Origin of the sequence: Collinsella aerofaciens (genome assembly GCF_039062365.1) — a bacterium.
GTDB lineage: Bacteria > Actinomycetota > Coriobacteriia > Coriobacteriales > Coriobacteriaceae > Collinsella.
In genome coordinates, this window is the sequence record NZ_JBCJBI010000010.1 from 53,957 (window position 1) to 66,689 (window position 12,733).

Genomic DNA, 12,733 nt, shown 5'->3' on the forward strand with positions numbered 1-12,733 from the left:
TCTTTCATGCCTCTTGCTGATGTCTTTAGCCTGCTCGTTTTGGGTCAGGGCAAATCCGGTCTCGATGTCGCCCGCTGGGCGCTGGCACATCCCGAGCGCGTAAGCGCCGTTACCGTGTATGGCGGCGGCACCTCTGAGCCCAATGACGCCACGCGTGCGCTCGAGGCTGCTGGTGCGTCGTTTGTCTATGGGACCGAACAGGTCGAGGGCGTCTATGACGTATGCGTGACGTGCCCGGGCATCTCGGAGTTCTCGGGCTTCTTTAAGGCCGGGCGCGAGCATGCCGCCCAGATTATGGGTGAGCCCGAGTTTGCCTATCGCCTGTCGCCCGATAACTGGATTGCCATCACGGGCACCAACGGCAAGACGACCACCACGTCGCTGACTGATTATCTGCTCAAGGCTGGCGGCGAGGCCAGCGTGGCTGTCGGCAACATCGGCGAGCCGCCGGTCAACGAGATTGACGGCCGAGCCCATAATGAGTGGTTTGTGGCCGAGCTCTCGAGCTACCAGATTGCTACGACCGCCGAGCTTCATCCTCGCGTGGCGGTGCTGCTCAACATCACGCCCGACCACCTGGGCTGGCATAAGAGCCATAAGAACTACGCGCTTGCCAAGATCAAACTGTTTGACAATATGGTCGATGACGATCTGGCGGTTGTCGACGTCGAAGACGCCGGCATTCACGAGTTCGATGAGTACATCTACACGCCGGGTCGTCGCATCTGCAAGGTTGCCTTTGACGAGCCTGAGGGCGAGGATGCCGCCTTTGTGCGCGACGGCAAGATGGTCGTGCGCCTGAAGGGCGTCGAGACCCCGCTCATCGCTACATCCGAGCTCAAGATCTCGGGCCATCACAATGTTATCAATGCCCTGTGCGCTGCCACGGCTGCCTTGGCAGTCGGTGCCGATGTCGATGGTGTCTGCCGCGGTCTGGCCTCGTTCCAGCCGCTCGAGCACCGCGTGGAGCCGTGTGGCGAGATTGACGGCGTGCGCTACGTCAACGATTCCAAGGCGACCAACACCGATGCGGTCGAGAAGGCGCTGACGGCATTTCCCGATGACGACGTGATCTTGCTGCTCGGCGGCCACGATAAGGGCACGCCGCTCACGGACTTCGCGCGCGTCGTTATGGACAACGTGCGCTCGGTCGTCTGCTTTGGCGATGCGCGCGAGCGCTTCACCGCCGCTATGGACGAGGCCGATGTCGATGGCGATGTGGATATCGCCCAGGCGGATGACCTACGCGACGCCGTGGACGTTGCCCGTTCGTTGTCGAGCCGTGGTGACGTGATCTTACTTTCTCCTGCCTGCTCTTCGTTCGATGAGTTCTCGGGCTATGAGGAGCGCGGCCGCGTGTTTAAGGACTACGTGGCCCAGCTTGCCGCTGCGGCGAAATCACAAATGGAATAGGGGTTGCGGTGAGAGAGGAGAGCCCCCGACAAGGTATGAGGAGGCCCGACTCGGACCGTGCTTCCTCACGTCGCACCACACCGCGTTCCGGCCGCGGCGGGCAGTCGTTTAGCGAACGCTATATTGCCGGCGTTCCCGCCCGTATTATGCGCCCTCGTTTGATATTCATGGCCTGCCTGTTTACCTTGGTGTGTTTTGGTCTGCTGATGGTGTACTCGGCGTCTTCGGTCGAGGCGTTGCACGAGAATGGCTCGGCGACGTTTTTTCTGGGTCGACAGGCCGCGTTTGCCGTGGCCGGTGTTCTAGCGCTGATTGCCATCGTGCGCGTTTTGCCGGACAGCTGGTTTGGGGAGGATGTGCTCAGGATCTTCCTTATCGGCATGATAGGGCTACTGCTTCTGGTGTTCTTGGTGGGCAGCGGCAGCCGTGGCGCCACGCGCTGGCTCAACATCGCCGGTATTCAGTTCCAGCCTTCCGAGTTTTTAAAGCCATTTGCCATTGCGTATTCGGCCATCATGCTTGATCGCTTCTTTTCGCCCGGTGGCAACATTAACGAATTCCTTCGCAAAATGGGCATCTACCTGGGCATTTCGCTCTTTCTGATCTTTATCCAGCCCGATTTCGGTACTGTCCTGATCATCCTGTTGACCCTCATGTGCATGGCGTTGTTTGCAGGTCTCGACCCCAGATTTATCATCGGCGTGCTAATCTTCGGCATTCTCGTGATCGTGATTGCGCTTGTCGCAGAGCCGTACCGTATGGTGCGTATTCAGGTTGCCTTGAACCCTTGGGCCGACGAGTATGGTGACGGCTATCAAGCCACGCTTGCCATCATGGCCTTTGCCTCGGGCGGTCTGTTCGGCCGCGGCATCGGCAACTCAACCATGAAGTACTCGTATCTGCCCGAAGCGCACAACGACTACATCCTGGCCATCATTGGCGAGGAAGTCGGTTTTGTCGGAACCGTGCTGTTCTTCTTGGTGTTTGCGATGCTGATCTACTCGGCGTTTCGCATTGCCGAGCAGGCGACCGATCGCCGGGGCGCGCTCATGGCGTCTGGCTCCGCGGTCATTCTCGCGGTGCAGTTTTTGATTAACGCGCTGGGCATCCTCAACGTGTTTCCCATGACGGGCAAACCGTTGCCGTTTATTAGCTACGGCGGTTCGTCGATCATTGTGTCGCTTATGCTTGCCGGGTTGATCCTGCGCGTTTCGTACGAGAGCGCCCGCCGCGATGAGTATGACCGTCGCCGTGAGAGCTTTGCCGTTATGGACGAGAGCACCGCCGGCGTAGCCCATGTGCGCGGTGAACGACCTTCGCGTAGCGGCTTTACCGTTCTGGATGGTTCTGCATCCGAGCCGGCAGCTCGTCCACGCTCGCGAACGGCTCCGCAAGGCCGTTCGCAGCGCCCCAGCCCTCGCAACGCGGGCGGCGGATATAATCGAATCGATTTGAACTCGGACCCGTCGGCGCGTCTGCGCACCGACGACCAGGGACCGCGTGTACGAAGGGACTACCATGACCGATAAAATGACCGTTGCTATTGCAGCCGGCGGCACGGCAGGACACATCAACCCCGCGCTCGCCTTGGCCGAAGAGCTGCGTGACCGTGGTCACCACGTTGTGTTCGTGGGTCAGTCGCGCAAGCTCGAGGGTCGTCTGGTCCCCGACGCTGGGTTTGATTTTGTGCCCATTACGGTCACGGGCTTCGACCGCTCCCGCCCTTGGACGGCGCTCACCTCGCTGTGGCGTGTCAACAAGGCCAAGCGTGCGCTCGCCAGTCATTTCTCAAAGGTCGGCAAGCCCGATGCCGCCATCGGTTTTGGTGCCTATGTCGAGGTTCCGCTGCTGGGGTGGTGCAAGGGCGCGGGCGTTCCGTATCTGCTGCATGAGCAGAACTCTGTTCCGGGCCTGGCCAACAAGATGATGAACTCCCACGCCGCCCGCGTGTGCATCTCGGTGCCGGCAGCGCGTTCGGTCTTTGAGCGCGAAGGTGACCCTGACCACGTGCTCATGACCGGTAACCCCGTACGTCGCTCGGTGATCGAGGGCAATCGCGCTCGCGGCCGCAAGGCACTTGGTGTTCCCGAGGACGCTACGCTGCTGCTCGTCTTTGGCGGTTCACTTGGCGCCCAGCACCTCAACGAGCGCGTGGTTTCGCTCAAAAACGAGCTGCTTTCGCGCAAGAACCTCTATGTGTTGCATTCGACTGGTGCCGACGGCTTTGAGGAGACCGAGCGCGCTTTGGCGCTGACGCCCGAGGAGGCGAAGCGTTACCGCGTCCAGCCTTACATCGACAACATGGGCGATATGCTGGCTGCTGCCGATTTGGTGCTCTCGCGTTCGGGTGCATCGAGCGTGGCCGAGATCGCTGCGCTCGCCGTGCCTTCGGTGCTCGTGCCGTACCCGCATGCGACGGCCGACCACCAAACCACCAATGCCCGTTATCTGGTCGACGCCGGGGCCGGCGTGCTCTGCGCCGATGCCGATATCGACGGTTTTGCCTTTGCCGATGAACTGCTGCACCTGGTCGATGACGCGGCGGCACGCGACGCCATGCGTCAGGCGGCGCGTGGTCTGGCTCAGGATAGGGCCGCCGCTCTTCTGGCGGATGCGGTAGAGGGTTTGCGTTAGTTAGACGGGATATCGTCGGTCGCCCTCGCGCTGATGCGGTAGGTGCGGTACAGTTAACGGGTTACAGGCAGTGTTTACGCAAGGAGTACACGAGCACATGGCTGATTCCCAGACTGCAACCTCCGCGCCCGAGTTTAAGAGCGCCCACTTTATCGGTATCGGCGGCGCCGGCATGAGTGGCATCGCCCTCGTTCTGCACGAGCGCGGTTATGCCGTTACCGGCTCCGACCTTAAGACGTCACGTTATATTCGCCAGCTTACCCGCGCTGGTGTGAAGGTGCATGTGGGCCATGAGGCCGCCACGATCGACGAGGTCAAGCCCGACGTGGTTGTTGTCTCCACCGCTATTCCGGAGTCCAACCCCGAACTCGTGCGCGCTCGCGAGCTTGGTATTCCCGTGTGGCCCCGTGCCAAGATGCTCTCTGCTTTGGGCCACGGCTACACCACCGTCGCTGTTGCCGGCACGCATGGCAAGACTACCACGTCTTCGATGTGCGCCACCATGCTCGACCGCATGGGCCTGGATCCGAGCTTCTTGATCGGCGGCATCGTCGAGGGCTATGACACGAACGGCAAGAACGGCTCGGGCGACTACTTTGTCGCCGAGGCCGACGAGTCCGACAGCTCCTTCCTGTTCCTGAACCCCAACGTAGTCATTGTGACCAACGTCGAGGCCGACCACCTCGATCACTACTCGGGCATCGAGGAGATCGAGGCAACTTTCGCCAAATTCATGAGCCTGGTGGGCGAGGACGGCACCGTCATCGTCTGCGGTGAGGACCCGCATCTGGTCGAGCTCGCCAAGTCGACGGGCCGTCACGTGCTTTCCTACGGCTTTGCCGAGAGCAACGACATCGTCTGCATGCACCCGGATGTTAAGGGCATCCAGAGTGACTTTATCGTTCGCTTTGAGGACGGCACTGAGCATGCCGTGGAAATCAAGAGCAATCCCGGTCGCCACAACATGCTTAACGCCACGGCGGTGCTCACCGTCGCCCATGTCCTGGGCCTTGACATTGACGCCGCCGCCAAGGCGCTCTCGAGCTTTGAGGGCGTCCGTCGTCGCTTTACCCACGTGGGCGATATCGATGGCATCACCGTGGTCGATGATTACGGCCATCACCCCACCGAGATCAAGGCGACGCTTGCTGCCGCTTCGTCGCTGGGCTACAAGCACGTCGATGTCGTGTTCCAGCCGCACCGCTATTCGCGCCTGCAGGCCCTGTGCGACGACTTTGCCGATGCATTTGCCAATGCCGATAAACTGCTGCTGATTGATGTGTTCTCGGCTGGCGAGATGCCCATTCCGGGTGTCACCTCTAAGATGCTCGCCGATACCGTGCGCGCCAAGCATCCTGGTAAGGAGGTCGTGTATTGCTCCAGCCGTCTTGAGCTCAATCAGGAGCTCGAGCAGATGGTGGGCGAGGGCGACCTGCTGCTCACCATGGGTGCCGGTGACGTTACGACCGTCGGTCCCGAGTTTATCGAGTATCTGACTGCCAAGAAAGACGCTTAAGTCTAATGGGTCTGTTTAACGCCGTCATGGCGCTCTCGGGCATGATCGACACGGATGTGATCGAGGACGAGCGCCTTGCGCGTCATACGAGCTATCGTATCGGCGGCAAGGCCGACCTCTTTGTGACGTGCCATAGCTATCATGCCCTCCGCCGCGCCGTGGCGGTGCTCGATCGCGAGCAGGTGCCGTGGGTCATCATCGGCAAGGGCTCCAATCTGCTGGTTGCCGATGGCGGTTATCGCGGTGCCGTCATTTCGCTCGGACGTGAGTTTCAGCGCACGGTTGTTGCCGATGACGGTTGTACGCTGACGGTCGGTGCGGGCGTGATGTTTGCGCGCCTGGTCAACGATGCCCTGTCGCGTAGCCTCTCGGGCCTTGAGTTTGCCGTTGGCATCCCTGGGTCGGTCGGCGGTGCGATATCTATGAATGCCGGCACACGGACCGAATGGATTGGCTCGCTGGTTGAGGATGTCGTAACGTTTGACCCGGCATCCGGTATCAAGCATTATGCGGGGTCCGAGATCACTTGGGGCTACCGCGAATGTAGCCTTCCCCGCAATGAGATCATCCTCGAGTGCGTGCTCAAACTTAAACCGGCGCCCAAGGCCGACATTCGCGAGCGCATGGAGCGGTACCTGACGAGGCGCAAGCGTACACAGCCCATGGGTCGCGCATCCTGCGGGTCGGTCTTTCGCAACCCGCCCGATGCGAGTGTGGGCAAGCTTATCGAGGATTGTGGATTAAAGGGTTTTTCGATTGGCGGCGCGGAAGTTTCGCCCGTTCACGCTAATTTTATCGTTAATAACGGAACTGCCTCGGCCGATGACGTTGCCGCGGTTATCAGACATGTGCACGGAAAGGTGAGGGAGGCGTATGGCATCGAGCTCAGACCGGAAGTTAAATTCCTCGGCTTCTAGAGCATCGAAACCCACCTTCCGCCGCGCCGGAGGGCGTTCCGGCGCGCCTGCCAAACCTCAACGCAATACCGTCGCGCACTCTAAGTCTGTCGGGCATGCACGACAGGCCGGGCGTCCGGTCGTCGGCTCTCAGCTCGGTAATCGTCCGGCCGCAAAAAAGTCCTCGCGTCCCTCGGTGACGTCAAAGCCTGTTATGGGCGCCAAGCCTGCCCGTCCCATGGCAACTCCTAAGACCTCGACGGGAACTAAGGCGGCGCGTCCGGGTCGCACGCTGGGCGCATCGAAACCGCGCTCGCTGACATCGGTGCCGGCTACCGCCAAGAAGCCTTCGGGTAAAAAAGGCGTCAACCCGTTGTCTTCACTTGGGGCGATGGCAAATAAAACGTCAGACGCCGCTTCTCTCGTTACAGGCAAAGGCAAAATCGTGGGCGGCGTTCTGGCCGTCTTGGCCGTGCTCGTCGTCGTTGCCATCGTGGTGATCAACTCTGGATTGTTTACCGCCACTGATATTCAGATTCAAGGCAGCGAGCATGTGACGAAGCACGATGCTATCCAGCTGATCGATTTGCCCGAGGGAACGTCGCTTTTTAACGTCGATCCCGACCAGATTACCGAGGATCTCAAGCAGAACCCGTGGGTCTCGGGCGTGGATGTCCAGCGTCAGTTCCCGCATACGCTCATCATTACGCCGATGGAGCGCAAGGTCATTGCAATTGCCTACATCAGCTCCGATGACCTTGCCTGGGCCATCGGGGATGATGACACCTGGATCGCCCCGCTGTCGACGTCGGTCGAAGTGGACGATCAGGGCAACGTCATCACGACAGGGCAGGGCTCAAATACCTTGACCGGCATTGATGCCGCACTGGCGCTCGCTAAGCATTATGGCGCGGTGCTGTTGACTGATGTCTCGGCGGATGTCGCTCCGGTTTCCGGCCAGGCGGTGAGCTCCAAGGCCGTTAAGGCCGGCTTGGATTATGTGCGTGGTTTTTCGAGCGAGTTCTTGGGACAAGTCAAGGATATTTCCACGCCTTCGGTCGAAGCCATCTCGGCAAACCTCAATAGCGGCATTGAGGTGTCGCTGGGCGATTCGGACGATATCGCCAAGAAGGAACGCGTAGTCACCAAGTTGCTTTCGCAGGTAGAGGGCGTAACGTATATCAATGTGCGCTCTCCGGGCAACTACACATTTAGGAATGCTCCGACCTCGTAGCGCTGGTTGATGCTTTGTTGAGGGGCCATACCACGCCGTTTATCTGGTTTGTTTGGTTTTCACGGTCAATTATTTGACTGATACGTTCATAATGTGCAACCATAATACGGTTTACCTTTGCATTTACTTTCAACCTGAAGGTTAATGTGCGCAGGGGTCGACCCATGCTATGGCTATAACCTTTGTTCGGAGGACCGACATGCACGAGACAGAGATCAACAACTACCTTGCCGTCATTAAGGTGGTCGGCGTCGGCGGCGGCGGTACCAACGCGGTCAATCGAATGATCGAAGAGGGCATCCGCGGCGTCGAGTTTGTTGCCATCAACACCGATGCTCAGGCACTTGCGATCTCTGATGCCGATATCAAGGTGCACATCGGCACCGACCTTACCCGCGGCCTGGGCGCCGGCGCCAACCCCGAGGTTGGCCGCAAGGCTGCCGATGAGTCCCGCGACGACATTGCCGAGGCGCTCGCTGGCGCCGATATGGTGTTCATCACCTGCGGCGAGGGCGGTGGCACCGGTACCGGCGCTGCTCCCATCGTTGCCGATATCGCGATGAACGAGGTCGGTGCGCTGACCGTCGCCGTCGTGACCAAGCCCTTCACCTTCGAGGGCCGCAAGCGCAAGAAGAGCGCCGAGGAGGGCATTAAGACCCTCTCCGATTGCGTCGACACCATGATCGTCATCCCTAACGATAAGCTGCTCGACATCGCCGAGAAGAAGACCACCATGCTCGAGGCCTTCGCGATTGCCGATGGCGTCCTTTCCCAGGGCACCCAGGGCATCACCGACCTCATCACCGTCCCCGGTATCATCAACCTGGACTTCGCCGATGTTAAGACCATCATGAAGCAGGCCGGTACCGCCATGATGGGTATCGGTACCTCTTCTGGGGACACCCGTGCCGTCGACGCTGCCCAGCAGGCCATCTCCAGCCCGCTGCTCGAGAGCTCCATCGATGGCGCCACGCGCGTGCTGCTCTCCATCGCCGGTTCCAAGGACCTGGGCATCCAGGAAATCAGCGACGCCGCCGACGTTGTCGCCAACGCCGTCGACCCCGAGGCCAACATCATCTTCGGTACCGTTGTCGACGAGTCCCTGGGCGATCAGGTGCGTATCACCGTCATCGCTACGGGCTTCTCCGACTCCAACGTCAACCGTCAGGACGAGCTCTTTGCTGCTCAGCAGTCTCAGAGCAAGGCCGCTGCCTCCGCTGAGCCGCAGCGCACCGCTCCTGCCACGAGCCCGGCTCAGGCCGCTCCGACCCGCAACGTCGGTGGCACCGAGCTTCCTAACTTCGGCAACGATCAGTTCGAGCTTCCCGACTTCCTGAAGCGCGGTAGCTTCTAAGTCGTTCTTTGCATTGTTGTGCACAGGGGCGTGTCCGTATGGACGCGCCCTTTTTATTTCGACTTTGTAAACTAGAACCTCCAATCTCTTTACGTTCCCTTTACGATTGCCTCCAGCGCAGCAGGTATCCTTTTAGAGAAGTATGACAGCCGTATAAACGCGGGCTGTAGCGGCGATGCCGCGGTACTTGTGTTATTAGGAGGCTTTAGTATGGCAGCACGTGCGGACAAAGTTTCGCGTGTCGACCATGATGGAGTTACGTTGGTGGAGGGCGCGACATCCGATGTTCGCTTTGCCTTCACCGAGCGTGCCGGTGGCGTTTCCGAAGATGCGTACTCCTCACTCAACTTGGGCTCGCATGTTGGCGATGACCCCTTTGCTGTTCAAGAAAATCGTCGTCGTGCGCTCGAGGCTATGGGTGCCGCCGAGTGCGAGCACAACCTGCTCGTTCCCAATCAGGTCCATGGTGATCATATCGTTGCGGTGACCTCGAACGGCGCCGATGACCTTGAGGACGTTCGCGAGCAGATTGCCGAGGGCTGTGATGCCATCGTCTGCACGGCGCATAACGTGCCCGTGCTGCTCTGCTTTGCCGACTGCGTTCCCGTGGTGCTGGTGGCCCCCGGCGGATTTGCCGTGGTGCACTCCGGTTGGAAGGGCACGATTGCACGTATTTCCGCCAAGGCGTGCCAGGCGCTTTGCGATGCTGCCGGTTGCGATGCGAGCGACGTTTCCGCCTATATCGGCCCCCATATCTTGGGTGACGAATATGAGGTATCCCAGGAACTCATGGATCGCTTTGCCGCCGAGTTCTCTTGCATCGATGCGAATACCTCTCGCATGCTCGATCTTTCCGCTGCCATTCGCGAGGCGCTGGTAGATGTCGGTGTCGACGCGGATAATATCGTGGATACCCAGCTTTCGACCGTGCGTCAGAACGACCGCTTTTATTCCTACCGTAACGAGGACGGCACCTGTGGGCGCCATGCTGCGATCGGCGTGATGCTATGAGAAAGATCGTATCGGTCCTGAGCGCCGCTGTGCTTACGCTTACGCTGTGCGCCTGTTCTTCGGGATCTTCTAGCTCTTCCATTACCGTGGCCGGCTCCACGACCTGCCTTCCTATCGCCGAGATTGCGGCCGAGGGCTTTAAGGAGGAGACCGGCATCGACGTGCTCGTTTCCGGTTTGGGTTCTTCCGCTGGGATCGAGGCCGTCAGCGCCGGCACGGCCGATATCGCCAGCTCCTCCCGTGGACTCAATGCCGACGAACAGGATCTGGGCCTGACTCCCATCGTCATTGCCCACGACGGTATTGCGGTCATCGTGAACGACGACAACCCCGTCGATAACCTCTCGACCGAGCAGCTCCGCGATATCTACGCCGGCAAGATTACCAATTGGAAAGAGGTCGGTGGCGAGGACCTGAGGATTCAGGTCATCAACCGAGACGAGGCGTCCGGTACGCGCGAGGCCTTCCGTACCATCGTGATGGATGGCACGCCGTTCGATCGCCGCTCGGCTGTTCTTTCGGGTACGGGCCAGGTGCGCGACGTGGTATCTCGTTCGCGTGGGGCCATCGGCTACATTTCGCTGGGCTTCGTCGATAGCCTCAACGCCAAGACCTCGGTCAAGGCCGTCTCGGTCAATCATGTTGAGGCGTCCGAGAAGACGGTCGCGAGTGGCGGCTATCCCATCTCACGCGACCTTTACTTCTTTGTGAAGGGTGTGCCTTCGCAGCAGGCGCAGGATTACATCGACTATGTGACGTCCGAAAAGATGGACAAGCAGATTCGCGAGGCGGGCTTTATTCCCGTCACCAACGACGAGAAGGGGAGTGAGTAGCATGGAAGCACAGGAAAACTCCCAGACTGAGCAGAATGTTCAGACGCCCAAGAAGCGCGAGCTGGCGCTCGTATCGCGCAGTACCTATATCAAGGAGAAGGCGCTGCAGTGGATCTTCTTTGCCTGCGCGTTCTTGGCGGTCGTTACCGTCATCCTGATTTTTGTCTTTACCACGTACTCGGCGCTGCCCGTCTTTACTGACATCGGTCTGGCTGACTTCTTTAGCTTTACGTGGGCGCCTTCCGAGGGCCACTACGGCATCTTGTCGCTGCTTGCTGGCTCGGGTCTGGTGACCGTCGGTGCGCTCGCCATGGGCGTGCCGCTGGGCGTGGGTACGGCCGTTTACCTGGTCGAGATTGCCAGCAAGCGCGTGCGCAAGCTCATCAGCCCCGCCGTTGACCTGCTGGCGGGCATACCCTCCATCATCTACGGCTTCTTTGGCATGATCATCATCCGCCCGTTTATCGCACAACTGACCGGCGGCCTTGGTTTTGGTGCGCTGACGGCGTGGTTTGTGCTCGCCATCATGATCGTCCCTACCATCACCACGCTCACCATCGATGCTCTCAATTCCATTCCCATGGGCATTCGCGAGGCATCGTATGCCATGGGCGCCACAAAGTGGCAGACCATCTATAAGGTCGTGCTACCTGCCGCGAAGCTGGGTATCGTTGATGCCATCGTGCTGGGTATGGGCCGTGCCATCGGCGAGACCATGGCCGTGCTCATGGTCGTAGGTAACGCCCCGGTTATTCCCGACAGCATTGCGAGCCCCATCTCGACGCTCACGAGCCAGATTGCGCTCGACATGAGCTATTCCTCGGGTCTGCACCGCTCGGCGCTGTTCGGCATGGGTGTGGTCCTGTTTATCATCTCCGCCACGCTGGTGGGTATCGTTCGTCTGATTTCCAAGAAGAAGAGGGGGTAGGCTATGTCCGATTCCGTTGACACGACGGTCGATACGACCTCGTCGCGCGAGCGCATCAAGCGTGCCCTTTCCCACGGCAAGAAGGGCCGCATCAACAAGGACCTGTCCAACAAGATCATGCTTGGCGTGTTTCGTGCCGCTGCCTACATCACCACGCTGGTGCTGGTCGCTATCATCGCCTACGTGGTCATCAACGGCCTGCCACACATCTCGCTCGACTTTATCTTCGGTTGGCCCCAGGGCGTCAACGCCGAGGGCGGAATTTGGCCCACGATCGTCTCGACTGTCTACGTGACGGCGCTCGCCATGCTTATCTGCACGCCGATCGCTGTGCTGGCAGCCGTCTATCTGGCCGAGTACGCCAAGCAGGGCAAGGTCGTCGAGCTCATTCGCTACGCTGCTGACGCTTTGGCCTCGGTGCCCTCCATCGTTATGGGCCTGTTTGGCTACGCCTTGTTTGTCGAGGCTATGGGCCTGGGCCTTTCGATGGTCTCGGCCGCTCTGGCGCTCGCGCTCTTGATGCTTCCCATCGTCATGCGCACCACCGAAGAAGCCATTCGCGCCGTTCCGCGCTATATCCGTTGGGGCGCGTACGGCCTGGGCGCTACCAAGTGGCAGGTCGTCTCCAAGATCGTGCTTCCTTCGGCCTTTGGCCGCATTGCCACGGGCATCGTCCTTGCCATCGGCCGTGCCATCGGCGAGACCGCGGTGGTGCTCTACACCATGGGCCAGGCCATCAATCTACCTATTTCGCCGCTCGATTCCGGTCGTCCCATGACCGTTCACCTGTACCTGCTTGCCAACGACGGCATCAACATGAACGCAGCCTACGGCACCGCGCTCTTGCTGATGGTGATCATTTTGGCCTTCAACCTGTTTGCGCGCTTCCTGTCGCGCAAGCGTCGCTAGTTAAG

General features: G+C 59.9%; 11 protein-coding genes. All 11 read left to right on the forward strand.

What is annotated here, in order from left to right:
• Positions 1 to 6: 6 nt before the first annotated feature.
• The 11 genes from murD to pstA all read left to right on the forward strand — a co-directional run bounded on the left by murD (position 7) and on the right by pstA (position 12,728).
• A complete protein-coding gene (murD, locus tag ABCN01_RS06480) occupies positions 7 to 1,413 on the forward strand; it encodes a UDP-N-acetylmuramoyl-L-alanine--D-glutamate ligase (protein ID WP_342996592.1) in 1,407 nt (468 codons plus the stop codon).
• Positions 1,414 to 1,448: 35 nt separating this feature from the next.
• Complete coding sequence (gene ftsW, locus ABCN01_RS06485; protein ID WP_342996591.1) at positions 1,449 to 2,942, forward strand: putative lipid II flippase FtsW; 1,494 nt, start codon at positions 1,449 to 1,451, stop codon at positions 2,940 to 2,942.
• Positions 2,932 to 4,047: an undecaprenyldiphospho-muramoylpentapeptide beta-N-acetylglucosaminyltransferase gene (gene murG / locus ABCN01_RS06490; RefSeq protein ID WP_342996590.1), complete on the forward strand. Its 1,116-nt coding sequence runs from the start codon at positions 2,932 to 2,934 to the stop codon at positions 4,045 to 4,047. Before ftsW ends, murG begins: the two co-directional genes overlap by 11 nt.
• A gap of 97 nt (positions 4,048 to 4,144) precedes the next feature.
• A complete protein-coding gene (gene murC, locus ABCN01_RS06495; RefSeq protein WP_055286074.1) occupies positions 4,145 to 5,563 on the forward strand; it encodes a UDP-N-acetylmuramate--L-alanine ligase in 1,419 nt (472 codons plus the stop codon).
• A gap of 5 nt (positions 5,564 to 5,568) precedes the next feature.
• Positions 5,569 to 6,480 (forward strand): UDP-N-acetylmuramate dehydrogenase, encoded by a 912-nt coding sequence (gene murB / locus ABCN01_RS06500; RefSeq protein ID WP_006234257.1) that lies wholly within the window; start codon positions 5,569 to 5,571, stop codon positions 6,478 to 6,480.
• A gap of 217 nt (positions 6,481 to 6,697) precedes the next feature.
• On the forward strand, positions 6,698 to 7,693 hold the full coding sequence (locus tag ABCN01_RS06505; protein WP_342996588.1) for a cell division protein FtsQ/DivIB: 996 nt from the start codon (positions 6,698 to 6,700) through the stop codon (positions 7,691 to 7,693).
• 199 nt (positions 7,694 to 7,892) lie between these two features.
• Complete coding sequence (ftsZ, locus tag ABCN01_RS06510; protein ID WP_022094491.1) at positions 7,893 to 9,047, forward strand: cell division protein FtsZ; 1,155 nt, start codon at positions 7,893 to 7,895, stop codon at positions 9,045 to 9,047.
• 210 nt (positions 9,048 to 9,257) lie between these two features.
• Positions 9,258 to 10,058, forward strand: coding sequence for a purine nucleoside phosphorylase YfiH/LACC1 family protein (locus tag ABCN01_RS06515; protein ID WP_138374476.1), 801 nt, complete (start codon positions 9,258 to 9,260; stop codon positions 10,056 to 10,058).
• The gene (locus ABCN01_RS06520) at positions 10,055 to 10,891 is read left to right on the forward strand and encodes a phosphate ABC transporter substrate-binding protein (protein WP_195232066.1); all 837 of its coding nucleotides are present in this window, start codon (positions 10,055 to 10,057) and stop codon (positions 10,889 to 10,891) included. The genes ABCN01_RS06515 and ABCN01_RS06520 overlap by 4 nt, the downstream gene beginning before the upstream one ends.
• Position 10,892: 1 nt before the next feature.
• The gene (pstC, locus tag ABCN01_RS06525) at positions 10,893 to 11,819 is read left to right on the forward strand and encodes a phosphate ABC transporter permease subunit PstC (RefSeq protein WP_006234251.1); all 927 of its coding nucleotides are present in this window, start codon (positions 10,893 to 10,895) and stop codon (positions 11,817 to 11,819) included.
• Positions 11,820 to 11,822: 3 nt separating this feature from the next.
• Positions 11,823 to 12,728, forward strand: a complete 906-nt coding sequence (pstA, locus tag ABCN01_RS06530) for a phosphate ABC transporter permease PstA (RefSeq protein ID WP_006234250.1) — start codon at positions 11,823 to 11,825, stop codon at positions 12,726 to 12,728.
• Positions 12,729 to 12,733: the final 5 nt, after the last annotated feature.

What these genes read in the sequence shown, in the direction of transcription:
- ftsW (WP_342996591.1), top strand. Translation starts at nt 1,449, where the DNA reads ATGAGGAGGCCCGACTCGGACCGTGCTTCCTCACGTCGCACCACACCG.
- ABCN01_RS06520 (WP_195232066.1), top strand. Translation starts at nt 10,055, where the DNA reads ATGAGAAAGATCGTATCGGTCCTGAGCGCCGCTGTGCTTACGCTTACG.
- pstC (WP_006234251.1), top strand. Translation starts at nt 10,893, where the DNA reads ATGGAAGCACAGGAAAACTCCCAGACTGAGCAGAATGTTCAGACGCCC.
- murG (WP_342996590.1), top strand. Translation starts at nt 2,932, where the DNA reads ATGACCGATAAAATGACCGTTGCTATTGCAGCCGGCGGCACGGCAGGA.
- murB (WP_006234257.1), top strand. Translation starts at nt 5,569, where the DNA reads ATGGGTCTGTTTAACGCCGTCATGGCGCTCTCGGGCATGATCGACACG.
- ftsZ (WP_022094491.1), top strand. Translation starts at nt 7,893, where the DNA reads ATGCACGAGACAGAGATCAACAACTACCTTGCCGTCATTAAGGTGGTC.
- murD (WP_342996592.1), top strand. Translation starts at nt 7, where the DNA reads ATGCCTCTTGCTGATGTCTTTAGCCTGCTCGTTTTGGGTCAGGGCAAA.
- pstA (WP_006234250.1), top strand. Translation starts at nt 11,823, where the DNA reads ATGTCCGATTCCGTTGACACGACGGTCGATACGACCTCGTCGCGCGAG.
- ABCN01_RS06515 (WP_138374476.1), top strand. Translation starts at nt 9,258, where the DNA reads ATGGCAGCACGTGCGGACAAAGTTTCGCGTGTCGACCATGATGGAGTT.
- murC (WP_055286074.1), top strand. Translation starts at nt 4,145, where the DNA reads ATGGCTGATTCCCAGACTGCAACCTCCGCGCCCGAGTTTAAGAGCGCC.
- ABCN01_RS06505 (WP_342996588.1), top strand. Translation starts at nt 6,698, where the DNA reads ATGGCAACTCCTAAGACCTCGACGGGAACTAAGGCGGCGCGTCCGGGT.